This window comes from Limnovirga soli, from assembly GCF_013106755.1.
GTDB lineage: Bacteria > Bacteroidota > Bacteroidia > Chitinophagales > Chitinophagaceae > Limnovirga > Limnovirga soli.
Genome location: NZ_WHPF01000011.1, coordinates 195,571 through 213,674 on the forward strand (window position 1 = coordinate 195,571; position 18,104 = coordinate 213,674).

General features: G+C 39.6%; 18 protein-coding genes. 6 read left to right on the plus strand and 12 right to left on the minus strand.

Going from position 1 to position 18,104, the window contains the following annotated elements:
* Positions 1-249: 249 nt before the first annotated feature.
* The 5 genes from rplS to pheT form a co-directional block, all read right to left on the minus strand.
* Entirely contained in the window at positions 250-600 is a 351-nt protein-coding gene (gene rplS / locus GD597_RS16030) for a 50S ribosomal protein L19 (protein WP_171608898.1), read from the minus strand.
* A gap of 362 nt (positions 601-962) precedes the next feature.
* The gene (gene rny, locus GD597_RS16035; RefSeq protein WP_171608899.1) at positions 963-2,528 is read right to left on the minus strand and encodes a ribonuclease Y; all 1,566 of its coding nucleotides are present in this window, start codon (positions 2,526-2,528) and stop codon (positions 963-965) included.
* A 376-nt stretch (positions 2,529-2,904) separates the two neighbouring features.
* On the minus strand, positions 2,905-3,204 hold the full coding sequence (locus GD597_RS16040; protein WP_171608900.1) for a cell division protein ZapA: 300 nt from the start codon (positions 3,202-3,204) through the stop codon (positions 2,905-2,907).
* Between the two features lie 3 nt (positions 3,205-3,207).
* Entirely contained in the window at positions 3,208-3,495 is a 288-nt protein-coding gene (locus tag GD597_RS16045; protein ID WP_171608901.1) for a hypothetical protein, read from the minus strand.
* An 11-nt stretch (positions 3,496-3,506) separates the two neighbouring features.
* A complete protein-coding gene (gene pheT, locus GD597_RS16050) occupies positions 3,507-5,933 on the minus strand; it encodes a phenylalanine--tRNA ligase subunit beta (RefSeq protein WP_171608902.1) in 2,427 nt (808 codons plus the stop codon).
* 542 nt (positions 5,934-6,475) lie between these two features.
* Between pheT and dnaB the strand changes: the two genes are divergently transcribed.
* Entirely contained in the window at positions 6,476-8,059 is a 1,584-nt protein-coding gene (gene dnaB, locus GD597_RS16055; protein ID WP_171608903.1) for a replicative DNA helicase, read from the plus strand.
* A 122-nt stretch (positions 8,060-8,181) separates the two neighbouring features.
* Here the strand turns inward: dnaB and GD597_RS16060 are convergent, their stop codons facing one another.
* The 5 genes from GD597_RS16060 to GD597_RS16080 form a co-directional block, all read right to left on the minus strand.
* On the minus strand, positions 8,182-8,700 hold the full coding sequence (locus tag GD597_RS16060) for a hypothetical protein (RefSeq protein ID WP_171608904.1): 519 nt from the start codon (positions 8,698-8,700) through the stop codon (positions 8,182-8,184).
* Between the two features lie 108 nt (positions 8,701-8,808).
* On the minus strand, positions 8,809-9,258 hold the full coding sequence (locus GD597_RS16065; protein ID WP_171608905.1) for a DUF1569 domain-containing protein: 450 nt from the start codon (positions 9,256-9,258) through the stop codon (positions 8,809-8,811).
* A 147-nt stretch (positions 9,259-9,405) separates the two neighbouring features.
* Complete coding sequence (locus GD597_RS16070; RefSeq protein ID WP_171608906.1) at positions 9,406-9,996, minus strand: glutathione peroxidase; 591 nt, start codon at positions 9,994-9,996, stop codon at positions 9,406-9,408.
* Between the two features lie 101 nt (positions 9,997-10,097).
* Complete coding sequence (locus GD597_RS16075) at positions 10,098-11,465, minus strand: aldehyde dehydrogenase (RefSeq protein WP_171608907.1); 1,368 nt, start codon at positions 11,463-11,465, stop codon at positions 10,098-10,100.
* A 183-nt stretch (positions 11,466-11,648) separates the two neighbouring features.
* Complete coding sequence (locus GD597_RS16080) at positions 11,649-12,698, minus strand: alkane 1-monooxygenase (RefSeq protein ID WP_171608908.1); 1,050 nt, start codon at positions 12,696-12,698, stop codon at positions 11,649-11,651.
* Between the two features lie 257 nt (positions 12,699-12,955).
* Between GD597_RS16080 and GD597_RS16085 the strand changes: the two genes are divergently transcribed.
* On the plus strand, positions 12,956-14,086 hold the full coding sequence (locus GD597_RS16085) for a glycosyltransferase family 4 protein (protein WP_171608909.1): 1,131 nt from the start codon (positions 12,956-12,958) through the stop codon (positions 14,084-14,086).
* 308 nt (positions 14,087-14,394) lie between these two features.
* On the opposite strand, the gene GD597_RS16090 is transcribed toward GD597_RS16085, so the two are convergent.
* Positions 14,395-15,939, minus strand: a complete 1,545-nt coding sequence (locus GD597_RS16090) for a hypothetical protein (RefSeq protein ID WP_171608910.1) — start codon at positions 15,937-15,939, stop codon at positions 14,395-14,397.
* A 196-nt stretch (positions 15,940-16,135) separates the two neighbouring features.
* On the opposite strand from GD597_RS16090, the gene GD597_RS16095 reads away from it, so the two are divergent.
* The 4 genes from GD597_RS16095 (at position 16,136) to GD597_RS16110 (ending at position 17,890) form a co-directional block, all read left to right on the plus strand.
* Positions 16,136-16,687, plus strand: a complete 552-nt coding sequence (locus GD597_RS16095) for an RNA polymerase sigma factor (protein WP_171608911.1) — start codon at positions 16,136-16,138, stop codon at positions 16,685-16,687.
* Positions 16,688-16,697: 10 nt separating this feature from the next.
* Complete coding sequence (locus tag GD597_RS16100) at positions 16,698-17,033, plus strand: hypothetical protein (RefSeq protein WP_171608912.1); 336 nt, start codon at positions 16,698-16,700, stop codon at positions 17,031-17,033.
* A 125-nt stretch (positions 17,034-17,158) separates the two neighbouring features.
* Positions 17,159-17,440 carry a hypothetical protein gene (locus GD597_RS16105; protein WP_171608913.1) on the plus strand — a complete coding sequence of 94 codons (282 nt, stop codon included), beginning with the start codon at positions 17,159-17,161 and terminating at the stop codon, positions 17,438-17,440.
* A gap of 24 nt (positions 17,441-17,464) precedes the next feature.
* Positions 17,465-17,890, plus strand: coding sequence for an Hsp20/alpha crystallin family protein (locus GD597_RS16110; protein WP_171608914.1), 426 nt, complete (start codon positions 17,465-17,467; stop codon positions 17,888-17,890).
* Here the strand turns inward: GD597_RS16110 and GD597_RS21895 are convergent.
* The coding region (locus GD597_RS21895) for a hypothetical protein (protein WP_216368607.1) at positions 17,877-18,104 on the minus strand (228 nt) is incomplete at its 5' end. The two genes, GD597_RS16110 and GD597_RS21895, sit on opposite strands and share 14 nt — an antisense overlap.

Here is an 18,104-nt window from a genome sequence, read left to right on the forward strand (position 1 = left end):
GAAGTGTGAAAAACAAAGTTATGTATTAAATAATCTCAATTTCAATAATAATTGTTAACGCTTTGCTGATAAACAAGCAATTTTTGGTGACCGGCAATTGATTATTTTGTCATCTTTCTTGCGTCGCACTCTTGTACGGCATAACGTCTGGCGTCAAAAAAATACTGGCAAAAACAGATATTGAAAAATAACAAAAAAAGCGGAATTCCCCAAAGAGGTACTCCGCTTCTGTTATTAAGCAAAAATAACTTACATACGTTTTTCTTTGATCCTGGCGCTTTTACCACTGCGTTCACGCAGGTAGTAAAGTTTTGCACGACGCACTTTACCTACTTTATTCAAAAGTACTGATTCAACATTTGGAGAGAAGAATGGGAAAACCCTTTCTACACCAATGCCATCAGATATTTTACGAACTGTAAAAGTAGCAGTAGCTCCGGTGCCCTGTATTTTTACCACATCTCCGCGAAAACCCTGGATACGTTCTTTGCCGCCTTCCACAATTTTATAATTTACAGTAACATTATCACCTGCTTTGAACTTTGGATAATCTTTTTTGCCTGTAAGCTGCTCATGCACAAATTGAACTGCTGTACTCATATCTTAAAATTTAAGGACGGCGAAGGTAAGCGGTTTTTTGGATTTATCGCCAGTAAACCAAAGTTTTTTTTCCGGTTAGCTAAATTAACTATTGCAATGTACCGCATAATGGTTGAATTACACCCATTTGCCAGTAGTTTGGGGAGATATGCTAACCATGTTTCGCAGTTGCCGGCCGTTTGTATTGGCTGTAGAAAGTTGCCAATAGTTACTACAGTACAAGAGTGCGACGCAAGGGAAGCTCATTTTTTACGGGTATGCCTGGCCCCAAATCAGGCTTAATAGGATAATGATACCTGTTGTTATTGTAAAAAAAAGCCGGTAACAGGTTATGTTACCGGCTTTGCATTAAGTTGTATTCGTTAACGGGCAATATTTACGGCCCTTTTTTCTCTTATTACTGTTACCTTAATTTGACCCGGATAGGTCATTTCGGTTTGTATTTTTTGTGCTATTTCAAAGCTAAGTTTATCACTATCGGCATCGCCTACTTTATCGGCTTCTACTATAACTCTTAACTCCCTGCCGGCCTGAATGGCGTAAGCTTTTTCTACACCTGGGTAAGATACGGCCAGAGTTTCCAGATTTTTAATGCGCTGTATGTATTGCTGCATTATTTCTCTTCTGGCGCCTGGGCGGGCACCGCTGATAGCATCGCAAGCCTGCACAATTGGGGAAATAACATATTGCATTTCCATTTCATCGTGGTGGGCGCCAATGGCATTTACTACTGCTGGATTTTCTCCATATTTTTCGGCCAGCTTGGCTCCAAGTAAAGCGTGACTTAATTCTGTTTCTTCATCAGGAACCTTGCCTATATCGTGTAAAAGACCAGCACGTTTGGCAAGTTTTGGATTCATGCCTAATTCGGCTGCCATTATACCACAAAGATTGGCAACCTCTCTGCTATGCATTAACAGGTTTTGGCCATATGAAGAGCGGAAACGCATTTTACCAACTATACGCACCAATTCTTTATGTAAACCATGAATACCCATTTCAATTACTGTACGCTCCCCAATTTCCATTACCTGCTCTTCCAGCTGTTTGCGGGTTTTTTCTACTACTTCTTCTATTCTGGCTGGGTGTATACGGCCATCTGCCACCAAACGCTGTAAACTTAAACGGGCTATTTCCCTTCTTAATGGGTCGAAAGAGGAAAGAACGATTGCCTCAGGAGTATCATCTACAATCAAATCTACACCAGTTGCAGCTTCAATGGCACGAATATTACGGCCCTCACGACCAATGATCTGTCCTTTTATTTCATCGCTTTCAAGGTTAAATACCGTAACGGTATTTTCTATTGTTTGCTCTGCGGCTGTGCGCTGTATAGATTGAATAATGATTTTTCGAGCTTCTTTATTTGCTTTTTGCCTGGCATCTTCAATAATTTCCTGTTGAAGCGATAATGCCTGGGTATGGGCTTCCTGTTTCAAACTTTCAATTAATTGTGCTTTTGCTTCTTCGGCAGTAAGGGCGGCAATTTTTTCTAAACGGCGAATATGTTCTTCCTGATGCTTTTCCAGCTCAGTACGTTTACTGTTTACTACTTCTATTTGCCTGTTAAGGTTTTCTCTGATTACTTCAGTTTCTTTAATCTGTTTATCAAGTGAAGCTTCTTTTTGGTTAATGGTAATTTCTTTTTGCTTAACCTTATTTTCTATATCACTTATTTTGCGGTTACGGTCCAATACTTCTCTGTCGTGGTCAGATTTAAGTTGAACTGCTTTTTCTTTTGCCTCCAGAATTTTTTCCTTCTTTATCGTTTCGGCCTTGCTTTCGGCTTCGCTAAGGATTTTTTGAGATTGCATTTCTGCTTCTTCTATCTGCTTTCTGGTATTTTTGGCGAAAATTAATTTGCCGCCAAAAATTCCTGCGACAAGTGATATTAAACCAACTATAATTAAAACAACATTTGGATCCATGCTTTTTGGGGAGTTTTTTAATAAATCTTAAAAATCATTGCTTTGTTTGTTGCTCTGGTTTCATTTGTGAGGTGAATAACAGAGTGGTAATTTGCGAAGATAATTAAAGCATTAGAATTATTGAGTACAGAATTGGCGAAGAGAAATAGAGAAAAAAAACTAATTGTAATGAATAAAGGCTTAAAAGGCAAGTGGTTAGGCTTTAAACAGAAATATCATAATTATTTATTAAAATATTTCGTTATTTTGTATGTCCGTTTTTAGTACCACCCTCTGAAATCTCTTTGTAGATTTTGAAGATAGACCCCGTTTACGGGGTTTATTTTTTTCATCAGGTTGCCAGATATCTCAGAGGCGTACAAATTCATACTAAAAACTACTCGTTACAATCTTCCAGGGCTTTATCCAACATTTGCTCTAATGAGCGCAGCTTTTCGCTGGTTTGCTGTATGGCATGATGATCGGTGGCGTGTTTACTTTGATCTGTTGCCATCCATATTAATACCATGGCAACAAAGTCCTGCATATCCTTCCCGGCAAAATTGGTTTTAAACTCAATAATCTTGTCGTTAATAATTTTTACCATTTTTCTTAAAATCTCCTCGTCTTCGGGTTCAATTCTAAGTCTGTAGGTGCGGTCTCCAATAATTACATTAACAGGTATTAAATCAGCCATTGGTTATGCATTTAGAAGGGCTATACATTTTTCAATATCACTTAAATACAGGTTAATTCGTTTTTCCAGCAGCTTTTTTTCATCTTCTATAAGGGCATTGCCACTAAGCCTAAGTACATCAATTTGCTGATGTAGCTGCTGTAACTGCGTTTCTTTTTCGTTCAATGTACCACGCAGCAAAGAAGACTCTTTTTTAAGAGTGGCATTTTGTTTTTGCAGTAATTGGTTTTGTTTAACCAGTTGAACCAATTTTTGCTGCAGTCTATGTAAGACCAAATCAATGTCTTCCATGCAAAACCGGTTTATTTTCTTATTTCAAGTCCGAGATCATTTTCAAAGCAGGCCATAATTTTCTGCATCATTTTATCAACATCCTTATCTACCAAAGTTTTTTCTTCATCCAGAAAACTAAAATTAATCCCTAAAGACTTTTTGCCTGCACCTAATTTATCGCTTTGAAAAATATCAAATAGTCGTATTAGTTTAAGGCTTCTAAGATTTAGCTTGTTTACGGCTTTTTCTATATCGCCAAAAGCAATACTATTATCAGCAATTACAGCTAAATCTCTTTGAACCGAAGGGAATTTAGCGATTTCACTATATACAATTTTCTGTTTTTGTACTAATTGCAAAATGTTGGCATACAACAAATCGATATAATATACAGGTTGTTTAATGTCAAAATGTTGCAGGTGTTTGGCCGCTGCAATACCCAAAACGCCAATCTGGGTGTTTTTCTGTTTTATCGCAAAATGTGTACCTGCAGCATCAGTAACAGGGGCATCTATTTCGGTTTTATCTATGCCGCAAAGTTGTAGTAATGAAGTTAATATCCCTTTTAGTACATAAAAATCTGCAGCTCTTTCTTTTTCTCGCCAATTGTCAGGATGATTATTACCGGTAACATATAATGTAAAATGTTCTTCTTCCTTATAAATACCAGCTTCTCCTGATGAATAGGTTCTGCCAAATTCAAAAAACCTAAGATTTTCATTACGCCTGTTAATATTATAGGCAATGCTTTCCAGAGCGGTTTCCAGCATAGAAGGGCGTAATACATCCAAATCGGCACTAAGATTATTGATCATTTTCACGGTGCCCTTCAACGTTTCTTCGCTATAATAACTGCTGCTGGTAATTGAATTGGTAAGAATTTCATTAAATCCAATGCCAGCCAGATAATTAGACATTTTTTCGCGCAGGTTCTCTTTTAAGAAAAGTGCATCATTGGCTGGTGAAATATTAATACTGGCCGGTATTTCAATATTATCCAATCCATCTATTCGAATAATTTCTTCTACCACATCGGCCGGCAAAGTGATATCCGGTTTACTATAAGGGGCTGCCACCCAAATTTCGTCAATCCCATCTTTTACTAATTCAAAACCTAAACTCTCCAGCAATTTGGTAATGGTATCCTGATGATAGTTTTTGCCGCTTAGTTTTTTAAGGTAATGGTATTTAAGCGCCACCTGTACTTTGTCTTTAGGTTTTGGATATACATCTACAATTTCGCTTGCAATTTCACCGCCGCCTAATTCTTTTATTAGTAATGCAGCTCTCTTTAACACATTAACGGTGTTGGATATATCTACACCTTTTTCAAATCTTGTAGCAGCGTCGGTACGTAATCCATGTGAAACAGAGGTTTTTCTGATACTTACAGGATTAAACCATGCACTTTCCAGGAAAATATTGGTGGTTGTATCTTTAACTCCGCTTTGTATACCTCCAAATACCCCGGCAATACACATGCCTGCTTCGGAATTGCAGATCATTAAATCAGTTGCCTTTAAACTTCTTTCTTTGCCATCAAGTGTAGTAAATAGGGTTCCCTCTGGCGTATTTTTTACAATGATGGTATTATCCTTTATTTGATCCGCATCAAAAGCATGCAAAGGCTGGCCGGTTTCGTGTAATACATAATTGGTGATATCCACGATATTGTTAATAGGCCTTACACCTATTGCCTTTAGCCTGTTTTGTAACCACTCAGGAGATTCTTTTATGGTTACACCCTTTAAAGAAACACCGGAGTATCGCTGACAAGCATCTGGATTTTCAATCAATACTTTGATGGGTAAGCTGGTATTATCTGGCTTAAAGCCATTTGCATAGGGAGTTTTGGCTTTAGTAGTTTTTTTATTGTGATGAGACAAATAGGCACAAACATCTTTTGCAACCCCTAGATGGCTCATTGCATCCATGCGGTTAGGGGTTAAACCAATTTCAAAAATATAGTCGTGGTAGGGTGAGAAATAAGATGCTGCAGGTTTACCAGCTTCCTGATCGGCGGGAAGAACTATTATACCTGCATGACTTTCACCAATGCCTATTTCATCTTCTGCGCAAATCATACCATAGCTTTCAACGCCACGTATTTTGGCCACTTTCATGGTAATTGAATCACCTTTTACAGGATAAATGGTAGTACCTACGGTGGCTACTATTACTTTTTGACCTGCGGCTACATTGGCTGCCCCACAAACTATTTGTAAAGGCTCGCCAGTACCGGTATTTACTTTGGTTACTTTTAATTTATCGGCATTAGGATGTGGTTCACATGCCAATACTTCTCCAATTACCAAACCTTGTAACCCTCCTTTTATATTTTCATATTCTTCCAGACTTTCAACTTCCAGACCTATGGACGTAAGAATTTTAGAAAGCTTTTCAGGTTCAATTTTCTCGGGCAGATATTCACTAAGCCAATTATAAGAGATAGTCATGTAACGAACTGTTTAAAATAGTGTGCAAATATAAAACTTGGTGCCGAGCATTGAAAGGTTAAATGTACAGCACTAATATATTATTGATCTTCTACCGGTTTGTTTGTCATTGCCGGGCATTAGGTGAACGGTGCAGTGAGTGACACAACCGGTGCCCAATAGTAATGATGGAGCGGGTATTAAAACCCTCTTTTAGATAGTTAAAAAGCAGGTAAATATGCATTTTGTAGCTAAAAATCTTTGTGCACAAATAATGTGGATTACCCTGTTGAATAAGCGGAAAACTTTTCTGTATTGTGCAAAAACAATATTTAACAGGGTATAAGCCCCATTTTTTTGTTAATTTAAATGTGGGTTAGCCACGCATAAATTTTAATAAAACAATTTCGTAGCGGGCACGCAAAAGCCATTTATATTCGCTGCCCCTTATATTGATAAGCAACATTTTTTTGATACACTTTAGCAAATAGCTGCTTTTGTATTTATTGATAGAAGGCCACGCAACAAAATAATTTTCGGGAACGATTTGAAGATTTTTACTCATGGAATTAACCAACGTAAATAAGGATAGAAAGAACAGGAGAAAGCCTGCCATAGACCTAAGCAGTATGGTATATGGTAAAGTGCCTCCACAGGCTAAAGACCTGGAAGAGGCGGTTTTGGGGGCAATTATGCTGGAAAAAAGTGCTTTTGATACCGTTGTTGAAATTTTAAAACCCGAATGTTTTTATGTAGATGCCCATCAACGTATTTACAGGGCTTTTCAAAGTTTGGCCCAAAAAAGCTTGCCTATAGATATTTTAACGGTTGTTGAGGAACTAAAAATAAAAGAAGAACTGGAAATGGTAGGCGGCCCCTACTATGTTACCAAGCTTACCAATGCAGTCGTATCAACCGCCAATATTGAGGCGCACTCACGAATTGTTTTGCAAAAATTTGTTCAAAGAGAACTGATACGTATTAGTGGCGAAATTATTAGTGAAGCCTACGAAGAAAGTACCGATGTATTTGATCTGATGGATGATGCGGAAGACAAAATTTTTCAAATAACCAATAATTTTCTTAAGACCGATTATAAGGAAATGAGCAGTGCGCTGGCACAAGCCATTAACCGTATTGATGAACTGCGCACCAAAACCGATGAGATATCCGGTGTGCCCAGTGGGTTTGCCAGCTTAGACCGGGTTACCTATGGTTGGCAACCAACCGATTTGGTTATATTGGCGGCAAGGCCGGCCGTTGGTAAAACAGCATTTGCCTTAAACCTGGCACGCAATGCCGCCCTTAACCCCACCAAACCTACAGCAGTTGGCTTCTTTTCCTTAGAAATGAGTGCGGCACAGCTGGTACAACGTATTCTATCGGCAGAGAGTGAGATTATGATGGAGAAAATTTCCAGAGGTAAACTGGAAGAATATGAATACCAGCAATTAAATACCAAGGGTATTAAGCGACTGGAAAAAGCCCCCATTTATATTGATGATACTGCGGCCCTGAATATTTTTGAATTTAGGGCTAAAGCCCGGCGTTTGGTAAACAAACATAAGGTTGGTTTAATATTGATAGATTACCTGCAGCTGATGAGTGGCAGTGCCGATAATAAAGGTAACCGCGAACAGGAGATTAGTACTATTTCACGTAACCTGAAAGCGCTTGCCAAAGAACTTAATGTACCCATTATAGCATTAAGCCAGTTAAGCCGTGCGGTAGAAACGCGTAAAGAAAGTAAAATGCCGCAGTTAAGCGATTTGCGTGAATCGGGTGCCATTGAACAGGATGCGGATATGGTAATGTTTATTTACCGCCCCGAATATTACGAGGTAATGAATAACGAAGATGGAGAAAGTACCAAGGGCGAAACCCATATTCGTATTGCAAAACACCGTAATGGTTCCCTTGAAACGATTAAGTTGCGTGCCCTTTTACATATTCAAAAATTTGAAGAGTGGGAAAGCGATGGTGGTGGTTATCCTCCAAAAGGCTTTGGTAATTTTAAACCTGTTGGCCCTTCAGCCCCGCCTGCCGGTGGTGGTAACGATGATGGCGGCCGCTTATATATTCAAAAAGGCAGTAAAATGAACACAGGTTCCTTTGATGAAGGTTTTGATGAAGATGCGCCTTTCTAAATAATTAATCTTTAATAGTTCGATTTTTATGGCGTTGCCCTTTGGGCCGGGCTTTACGCTGCAAGTCCTCGCCACGGGGCGTGGCTGTGGGCTTTACGCTGCAATCCCTAACGCAGTAATGCCTATTTGGTTTTATACAGCACGGTCTTTAGCTGTGCCATATAAATATTGGCCCGTTTTTCGGCAAAATAATCTGCACCCAGCATAATGGCAGCTTGCAATGCTAAAGCAATACCCAACCCATAATATAATTGGCGTTCCGGATTGTTATAAAAGAGGCCTGCCAGTGTGATACCTGCCAGTAATAAACCAATTTCTATATAGCGGTAAATGATAAAATTGCGGTTTACAGTTTGCATGCGTGGCAGTTCTTCCTGTACTAATTGCATGGGGTTCATATCAAACGCATACACGTTTTGCTGGCGTTGTGCATCGCTGCGGGCATAAACAGTATAGCCTACAATAATTTGTATACATGCAATGGCTATCAATGGAATGGAGGCACCTTTCCACCAATTAGTTTTCCAAATAAATAAGCCGGCCAATGCCAGTAAAATAGCTGCCAGTCCAATAGCCATAAACAGCAGGCTTTCCTGTTTTTCTGCTATAAAATATTTTTCAATATCGGTTTTGGTAAACATGGTTGTTGTAATACCTGTTGGTGTAATGTATTTTGCTGCCCTATAGAAAGGCGTACAAGTGTGCGATGCAAGCATGCTGCTACGGGTTATTATGCCCGGTACAAAAAATTAACTGCCAAATTGCTTTAGGTGATAATCGAAATGTTTCCAAATTAGTCTGCTCCATAAATCCCGGCTCATTTTACCAAATAGCGGATGCCCTTCCAAATCACTGGCGGCTTCTACCTCGTCTAGTCGCTGCAGCAATAATTGTTTCTCGGTTACTAAATTCTGTACAGCAGGGTTTTGCTTTTTTACATTCATTTCGGGGGCTGTAGGTAAACTTTTTTTCCATGGAATTACATATAAAGCCATCCAGCGGAAAATAGGTTTAGACATATAGGTAGTTACATGCGTGGTTTGGGGAATAATGCCCAATGCCAGCTCAAGCTGACTGCGCAAGTGCCATAACATTTCTTCGGTATGCATGGTGCCCCACAAACGGTGCGATGATGCGCTGAGCGAATTTACCCGGGCAACAATTTCTTTTTTGTCGGCGGCATTGAACATATTTTTCATATAGTAACAATTAGATATTACCCGAAACCGTACAGGTTTGGTTTTGCATAGTAATAATTTTACCCAAGGTAATTTTTTTTGTTAAGATTACCTGTAGTACAATTAGTGACAAGGATTGGCGACTTACTATTTGAATGGCAGCTGTACTTATTGCTGGATTGCTTTAACAACTATATCGCTTAATGGCGATACGCCGCTTGGAAAATAGGCCATTAACTGACCCTGCTGGTTGATGAGGTATTTGCTAAAATTCCATTGTGGTTGTTGATTATTCCAACCATTTTGCTGCGGTTGGCATAACCATTGAAAAACCGGGTGCTGTTGATTGCCAGTAATAACACTGGCTTTTTGCATTAGCAAAAATGTTACTCCAAAATTTACTTTACAAAAACCCGCAATGGCTGTATTGTTAGCTTTTTCCTGTTCTTTAAAATCATTTGCCGGAAACCCTATGATGATGAGCTTGTCTTTATATTGCTGGTATAATTTTTCCAATTCTTCGTACTGGCCGGTATAGCCGCAATCGCTGGCAGTATTAACAATTAGTATTTTTTTGCCTTTGCATTGGTTAAAATTAAATTCTTTTCCGTCAATGGTAGTTGCTGTTAATGTGTAAATGGGTACTTCTGGCATTATAGGTGCTGTTGGATGTAACACATTTTTTTCTGCTCCAAATAATTTGCCTGCACCCATTATTACCGGGTAAAATGCTTTAAGAAGTGATTGCCTTACCGTCATATTTGTTTGTTTGGTGCATAGTAGTAACAACAGAACTGCGCCGGTTGTTATTAAGAGGCCTTTTAATATTTTGTTTTTTAACAGTTGCATAGTGTATTCAATTATCGGATTACCCATTTAAATAAACCCAGTTTGCCCTTAAATGGCGGGTATTTAACTGAGGGATCGAACCAGGTGGGGGTTTTTAGTATAGCTTTTTTATGGCTAAAGGTATCGAAGGAGAATTTGCCATGGTATTGGCCTGTACCACTAAAACCCCTGCCGCCAAATGGCAGGTGATGATTGGTTAAATGCCAGCTGGCATTATTTACACATCCGCCACCAAAAGCCACGCCTGTTAACCACTCGTTCTCTTTTGCTTTACTGGAGGTGAAAATGTAAAAAGCCAGGGGATTGGGGTTTAAAGCAATAATGGCTTTGGCTTCGGCCGCAGTATTAAAAGTTAGTATGGGTAAAACGGGGCCAAATATTTCTTCTTTCATAATGGGGTCGGTTACAGATACATTTTCCATTAGGGTGGGCTCTATAAACAGTGTTTTCAGGTTATAGCTACCACCGTGGACAATAGTACCCTGTTGTAAATACCCAATAATGCGGTTAAACTGTTTTTCATTAATTATTTTCCCGTAGTTATAACTCTCCTGAGGTGTGTCAGAAAAAAAGGAGTTGATGGAATGCTTTAAAGCAGCAATAAGCGCTTCTTTTTTTGACTGGTGTACCAAAACATAATCTGGTGCCACACACATTTGTCCGGCATTGGAGAATTTTGTCATGGCTATTCTGCGGGCTGATACCTGAATATCGGCGTCTGCTTCTACCACGCAGGGGCTTTTGCCACCCAGTTCCAGGGTTACGGGTACCATTCTTTCTGCAGCCATTTTATAAATGATTTTGCCAACAGCCGTGCTACCGGTATAAAAAACATGGTTAAAAGTAAATTGCTGCATTAGCTGTGGTATAACTGTGGCACCATCGCCCTGCACATATAAAATATACTCCGGAGGAAAAATGGTGGTAATGATTTGCTGCATAACAGCATCAGTTGCTGGTGCAAATTCTGAGGCTTTTAGCACAATACAGTTGCCGGCGGCAATAGCGCCCACCATGGGGGTAAATAGTAATTGCAAGGGATAATTCCATGGGCTGATGATAAGCGTGAGGCCTAAAGGTTCGCTCATAATATAACTGGAGGATGGCAGATTTACCAGATTGGTAGGTACTTTTTTGGGTTTCATCCAGCTATGCAGCTTTGCCAGTGTTGCATTTATTTCGCTTAATAAAAAACCGGTTTCGGTTACCCAGCATTCTTCGGGGCTTTTTTTTAAGTCTTTATATAATGCTTCGTGTAATGCCTGTTCATGCTGCAGAATAGCTTTTTTAAGCGTTAGCAATTGTTCTTTTCTAAATGCGTACGATTGTGTTGCGCCGGTGACAAAGTAGTTGCGCATTTTTTCTAATTGTGTAAGCATACGAATGTATTATGTACTATTAAGCTGAAAAATTACAGCTTTTACCGTTGAATTGGTATTTGACCTTTAATGGTTAGTTGCTTATTTGTAAGAAGGCTGTTATGCTGCATAGTATTACAGGTGTACAAGTGTGCGACGCAAGTGGGCTGCAATAAGTGCAGTTGCCTGGTACATACATCCTATTTATGATAGCTGGGGTATGGTTTTTTGTATGTGGCGGTGCATGATATAAAACCAAACTGGCGGTACCAAAGCCAGCACCATCATGCCCGGATAACCGGTGGGCATTTGTGGCGCCTGCGGATGATGCCTTAATAGCTGGTATTTACGGCTGGCTATATAGTGATGATCGCTGTGGCGGCTAAGTTCAAAAAGCATTAACCTGCCCAGAATATGGTTGCTGTTCCAGCTATGTATGGGCATGGTTCTTTCGTATTGTCCACTGGCTGATTGTTTACGGGATAAGCCATAATGTTCAATATAGTTTACTGTTTCCAGCAGGGCAATACCAATTAATGCTGCCAGCAAATAATAGATGGTTACCAGCCAACCGGTAAAGAAAAAAATAAGCAGTACCCATATTAATTGTATCAGGTGCATCACCATCATTTGGTTATAGAAGCTAAAAATTGGTTTGTGCTTTTTGCGTACATCATTGGCGGCTATTTGCCAGGCACTGAAATAGCCAAGAATGGCCGTTCTGAAATAGAAAGTATAAATCATTTCTCCATAGCGGGCACTGGCAGGGTCTTTTGGGGTAGCAACATTTTTGTGATGGCCTTTATTATGTTCTATAAAAAAATGCATGTACAGGCTGGTTAGTAAAAGTGCTTTGGCCAGGGTTTGCTCAAAAATATTGCTGCGATGGCCCAGCTCGTGGCCTACATTAATGCCAAAAATGCCACATAAAAGGCCAAGGGTGTAAATGCGCCCAATACAATCAATAACACTATACTGGGTGTACTTCATTTGCCAAAGAAAAAAGCCAACAGCCATATATTGCAGGGGAACAATGCAGTATAAAAAATAATCGTACCATTTATTTTTGGCGGCAAGGGTTTCTTCTATGGCGGTTAAATTACGGTTATTGGGATTTATAATCAGTTCTGCTACAGGTATAACTACCCATGCATAAATTAGGGCCAGCCAGCAAAATATACCGGTATAGGCAAAGGATAAACATGCTAGCAGGTATACTATAAAAGGACTGGCATATTGAAATGGCCTTATCATAGTTCAAGATACATATTTGGGGTTGTGTTTGATGTTGCAACTATTAATATAATTATTTTTTTAATATGTTTGCATTAAACCTTTACACTTCCAGATGGTCTATTTACTGTGAATTTGGTTTATTAGATTTGGTCGTTGCTAACCTGTAAAGCTATAACTTCAAAAGTTATAGCTATTTTTTTGCCCTTAGCTTTTTTATTTCTGCTCACAATAAGCAGGCTTGCTTACATTTAGGTTAAAAACTATTCCATTATTGTATGAAAGGACCTTTATCTTCCCATAAGAAAGTCCTCATTATCTCATCAGAGTTTCCGCCCAATACGGGTGGCATTGGTAATCATGCTTTTCATATTGCACAGTGGTTAAGCAAACAACAATACCAGGTAACAGTATTGGCAGATATTGCCGGCTACAGTGATAGCCCTATAAACAATTTCTCATCTACTCTACCCTTTACGCTTATACCTGTTTTAAGGAAAGAATTTGTGGTATTTACCTATGCATCAAGAATGGTAAAAGCTTTACAGCAAGCTGCAAAAAGCGATGTAATTATTTGTTCGGGTAAATTTTCTTTATGGCTAATGATGGCTATAGGTATATGTTTTGCCGGTAAAAAAAGAATCGCAGTGGTACATGGGTCGGAGCTGGATTTAAAACAACCATGGGCAAAAAAATTAACCACCAAAGCATTAGGTTATGCCAATGCCATCATATCCGTATCACATTATACCAAACAGTTTATACCGGCAACGCTGACACAAAAAATACCTGTTTATATTATTCCAAATGGAATTAGCATCAAAGATTTTGACGGCTTTGCAGATAAGGAAAAATCAACCGATGCCACTTTGCAACTGATCACTATTGGCAGTGTTTCAGAAAGAAAAGGGCAATTAAATGTAATACAGGCGTTACCGGAGCTGTTGCTTCATTATCCCAATTTGCAATACCATATTGTTGGCAAACCGGTTATGCAGCCCATGCTGGAAAAAACTATTAATGCACTGCACTTAAAACCATATGTAGTTTTTCATGGTATTATGGAGCAACAACAAATGCTGCAATTACTGGCACAATGCCATATAAAACTTATGCTAAGTAACCACACTTCCAGCGGCGATTTTGAAGGTTTTGGCATCGCCATCCTGGAAGCCAATGCGTTGGGTTTACCGGCCATTGGCAGTAGCAACAGTGGTATTGCCGATGCAATAAAAAATGGAGAAACCGGTATATTGGTTATGCCTGCAGATATAGCTGCTATTACAGCTGCCACCCAACAAATTATAAATAACTATACTGCATTTTCTACAGCTGCCCTTGAATGGGCCAAACAACACGATTGGCAATTGATTATACAACAGTACATTGCCATAATAGAAGGCAATTAATCTTACCTGTTTTCCTGAATATTTTTATGAGGTGGGCAATAAGTTATCATGGCATCACCCCTTGCCACGCCCGGTTCAGGGTTCCCCATTTATGGCAGCAATACAAAGGCATTAAATAGCTTAATATATTTACCTCATTCAATAATCCTCCGCATCCACACATCCACACATCCGCACACCCGCACATTCCAACATCCTCACATCTTCACATCCACACCTCCCTGCTGCTACCCATTCCACAGTACAAGTGTGCGACGCAAGTAAAGCATCATGCAAGTGCTATCGCCTGGCTAATAAAAGAATACGAATTAAGGTTGGTAAACAATATCAATGGCACTGCTTACCGTAAAATCTGAGGACAGGGTAAGTTCTTCTTTTTTACTGCCATATAAAATATCCAGCTTGGCGGTGTTTGGCGGAAACTCGCCCAGGTTATGGGCATAAAATACCAGTTTATTACTGCCCTGTTTATTTACGGCAATGGTGATAATCAATGCTTTGGATTTAAGGGAAAGTTTATCTACTATAATTTTATCGTTATAAATAACAGAAACAATATCTCCGTCAACCACACCATTGTCGTACACATTTAATACGACCGAATCGGTATTTACATTCAGGGTTCTTACTACGTTTATCTTTCTGTCGTTATAATCCTTGGGTAGTGCAGGTATGGCAGGGTCTTCAGTTTTTGTTACCACTACTACCGGGATAGCTGCAGGCGGTGGCACAATAATGGTTAATCCCTTGTTTTTAGTTAATTGTTTGGGTGGCAATGCAGGCAAAAGCGATGGGGTTGGTTTTTTAAGGCTAACCAAATCGCCTGTAGCTAAAACAGGAATACGGATTGGTGATATACCAATTACCGGTAACAAGCCAGCTCTTTTTTGCAATAAATTTTTTGATTGTTTTGCCAGCAATAATGATTTATCTAAGCCATGTAAAACCGGTCCCTCGGCAGTTTGCAGGGGTATGCGAATAGCTTGCATGCCCACCATAGCAATACTATTTGCCTGGCGGTAGGCAATAGATTTTGATTGCCGTGCTAATAATGCCGATGCATCTTTGCCGGATACTACAGGCCCATCTGCAGCAATTAATGGTATACGAATTTGAGCGGCATTTTGAGGCACCTGTAAACCTGGTTTTTTTGTTAAGGCACCCGGTTTTTTAATAGCCAGCAATTTGGCATCAAAACCTTTTAATACGGGTTGGCCGGGTGAAAGCATGGGTATTCTAACTTCGGTAATTACCGGGGCGGCTACCGGCTTTTTTTCTATTACAACCGGTGGGGCCGGTGGGGCTTCTACTATTGCTTTTTTTTCCGGCTCTATTACTGGTGTTTCAACCACAGCAACAGTAGTGGTATCAATGGGCGTAAAATTAGCCAGGTTATACAGGGTTTGTTTAATAGCCACATCAAACTGCGACAGTTTTCGCGAAAAAACGGTTACCCAGGTACATTCATCTGAACAGCCTTTGGCTTCGCCCTTAAAATAAAAATCACCATTTTCAATAGAAAAAGCCAGGTTTTGCGGTTTACAATTGCCGCATTCTACTTTCCAGCTAATAATATTGATGAGGATATAATTATCATTTGCCACCCCGGTAACTTTAGAAACAACCGTATCAGTAGGTTTGATGGTTTGCAAGGTACCTTCAAAATTTTTGCCCTTTAGTTTACCGATAGTAAGTAACAGGGTAAAGTTTTTTGCAGGATCGTTACTGGTAACAAATGCCCGCCCCTCCCAGCTGCCCTGCAACCAGTTCATATTTTGTGCACCAGCTGTTGTAGCCAATAGTTGCAAAATCAAACTTAATAATATCAACACCGGTATTCTACGCAGGAACATGTTACAATTTTATACAATGGTTTGCAAAGGAACAATATTTACGCAGCATATAACGCAGAAATCATACTGTGTATTGGGTTGGCACAATCAAAAGAGCTGCAGAATTATGGCAATACGCCAATAGTTCAAAAAAAATTAAAGTAAATTTCCTGTTCTTACGTCTTTCAATACAATGGAAGGGGAAGAAATGATATCAATGGCAGAAAATAAAAAGCTACATATTGTTCAAACTGTAAAAGAATACGGTAACAGGCTGTTTGGCTTTATTCGTGGTAAAGTAAACACCGACGAAGATGCCGAAGATATTTTACAGGATGTATGGTATCAGCTATCCAATACCTCTGCCACCGATACCATTGAACAGCTAAGTGGCTGGCTGTTTACTGTTGCCCGTAATAAAATAACCGACAAATACCGCAAACAAAAGCCAGCATTAATAGACGACATATTTAGCGATGATGAGGATGATGACATGCCTTTTACCGATATTTTACTGGCTACAGAAGACCACCCCGAAGCCAATAATTTAAAAGCATTGTTTTGGGAGGAATTAATGGCCGCATTGGAAGAACTACCCGACGCGCAAAAAGAAGTGTTTGTTTTAAACGAGCTGGAGGATATGACCCTACAGCAAATTGCTGATAAAAAGGGGGAGAATATTAAAACCATCATCAGCCGTAAACGCTATGCGGTACAGCATTTGCGCAAAAGGCTGCAATATTTATATAACGATTTATTAGATTACTAAACAACCAATTATGACACGCAAACAGTACACCGGTAAACCATTTAAAATTAAAATAGCTGGTTTTTTATTTTTTGCAGTAATTGCCCCATTAGCCCTTGGGGCCATAGTAATGTGGTTGTGGAATGCCATTTTACCCGATTTGTTACACCTGCAGCTAATTAGTTACTGGCAGGCAGTGGGTTTACTGGTATTGTGCAGAATATTGTTTGGCAACCTAAAGCCGGGTCATAAGCAGCATACGCAGGCTGGTGCACCACCACCCCTGCGCGACAAATGGATGCGCATGAACGAGGAAGAAAGGGCCCTGTTTAAAGAAAAATGGAAAAACCGTTGTCATAAAGATTAGTGTAAAATAACATGTAGTAAACCGCCGGCCAGGCGGTTTTTTTATGCGCAAAAAAAGCTGCATTTTATTTAAAGTATTTCTGCCGCTGCCACGTTTACCTGTATATAACAATTAAATTATCACAAATGAAAAAATCAGTTTTCCGATTGATAGTACCCCTGGTACTTACCGCGGCAGCCATATATTTTATGCCCGTATTTATTGCAAAAGCAATGGCTGCTATATTATTAACTTTTGGACTGTTGCGTTTATTTATCATTAGCCGAATAAGAAAATTTATGGGCCGTATGGTACACACTGCACCTGCAGATAGTTTGCGCAGTATGACAGCCGAAGAATACAACCAGCTGAAGCTAAGGAGCTTTGCCGAAAGACAGTCTTACTACAAACAACAAACACCAGATTAATTATTTAAAAACAAAAAGAAACATATGAACGGAAGATGTAACCATGCCGGCTTTGCGCCCGGACACCACAGAAAAGCGCATCATTTTGCAGGGCCTGCATTTGGCCCCGGTTTTAGAAGGCCTAAATACAATGTGCCGGTAAATATTGAAGAAAAAGAGCAGTATTTCGAAGTAACGGTTTACGCCACCGGTTTTGCAAAAGAAAATATAAAGCTATCGGTAACAGAAGATGTATTGTACATCACCGGTACCAGAACTATTGATGAAAATGCAACGCCTAATTTTACCAAACAGGAATTTCCCGTAAAATCTTTTGAAAGGGTAATTGCCTTAAATAACCAGGTAGATGCTGTAGGTATTAGTGCTACGCAACAAAACGGGGTATTGGTAATTATGCTACCCAAAACCGCCGCTGCCCAAACACCGGCGCAGGAAATTACCATTGCATAAAAGCCAAAAATGTTGTTGTTGAGCTTTTATTAACAGCCATTGCATACGTGCAGTGGCTGTTTTTGCGCTTAATAGCAATAACAATTATTAGGTACCCGGCTACAGGATGCAGATGATGCTTTACTTGCGTCGCACTCTTGTGCGACATAGCTATACGGGGCAATTTTGATGGATGACGGAGCAAGTTTGATGAATGACGGAGCGAATTTGATGG

Coding starts and splice junctions, on each gene's coding strand:
- rplS (WP_171608898.1), bottom strand. CDS start 600: ATGAGTACAGCAGTTCAATTTGTGCATGAGCAGCTTACAGGCAAAAAA.
- rny (WP_171608899.1), bottom strand. CDS start 2,528: ATGGATCCAAATGTTGTTTTAATTATAGTTGGTTTAATATCACTTGTC.
- GD597_RS16040 (WP_171608900.1), bottom strand. CDS start 3,204: ATGGCTGATTTAATACCTGTTAATGTAATTATTGGAGACCGCACCTAC.
- GD597_RS16045 (WP_171608901.1), bottom strand. CDS start 3,495: ATGGAAGACATTGATTTGGTCTTACATAGACTGCAGCAAAAATTGGTT.
- pheT (WP_171608902.1), bottom strand. CDS start 5,933: ATGACTATCTCTTATAATTGGCTTAGTGAATATCTGCCCGAGAAAATT.
- dnaB (WP_171608903.1), top strand. CDS start 6,476: ATGGAATTAACCAACGTAAATAAGGATAGAAAGAACAGGAGAAAGCCT.
- GD597_RS16060 (WP_171608904.1), bottom strand. CDS start 8,700: ATGTTTACCAAAACCGATATTGAAAAATATTTTATAGCAGAAAAACAG.
- GD597_RS16065 (WP_171608905.1), bottom strand. CDS start 9,258: ATGAAAAATATGTTCAATGCCGCCGACAAAAAAGAAATTGTTGCCCGG.
- GD597_RS16070 (WP_171608906.1), bottom strand. CDS start 9,996: ATGACGGTAAGGCAATCACTTCTTAAAGCATTTTACCCGGTAATAATG.
- GD597_RS16075 (WP_171608907.1), bottom strand. CDS start 11,465: ATGCTTACACAATTAGAAAAAATGCGCAACTACTTTGTCACCGGCGCA.
- GD597_RS16080 (WP_171608908.1), bottom strand. CDS start 12,698: ATGATAAGGCCATTTCAATATGCCAGTCCTTTTATAGTATACCTGCTA.
- GD597_RS16085 (WP_171608909.1), top strand. CDS start 12,956: ATGAAAGGACCTTTATCTTCCCATAAGAAAGTCCTCATTATCTCATCA.
- GD597_RS16090 (WP_171608910.1), bottom strand. CDS start 15,939: ATGTTCCTGCGTAGAATACCGGTGTTGATATTATTAAGTTTGATTTTG.
- GD597_RS16095 (WP_171608911.1), top strand. CDS start 16,136: ATGGCAGAAAATAAAAAGCTACATATTGTTCAAACTGTAAAAGAATAC.
- GD597_RS16100 (WP_171608912.1), top strand. CDS start 16,698: ATGACACGCAAACAGTACACCGGTAAACCATTTAAAATTAAAATAGCT.
- GD597_RS16105 (WP_171608913.1), top strand. CDS start 17,159: ATGAAAAAATCAGTTTTCCGATTGATAGTACCCCTGGTACTTACCGCG.
- GD597_RS16110 (WP_171608914.1), top strand. CDS start 17,465: ATGAACGGAAGATGTAACCATGCCGGCTTTGCGCCCGGACACCACAGA.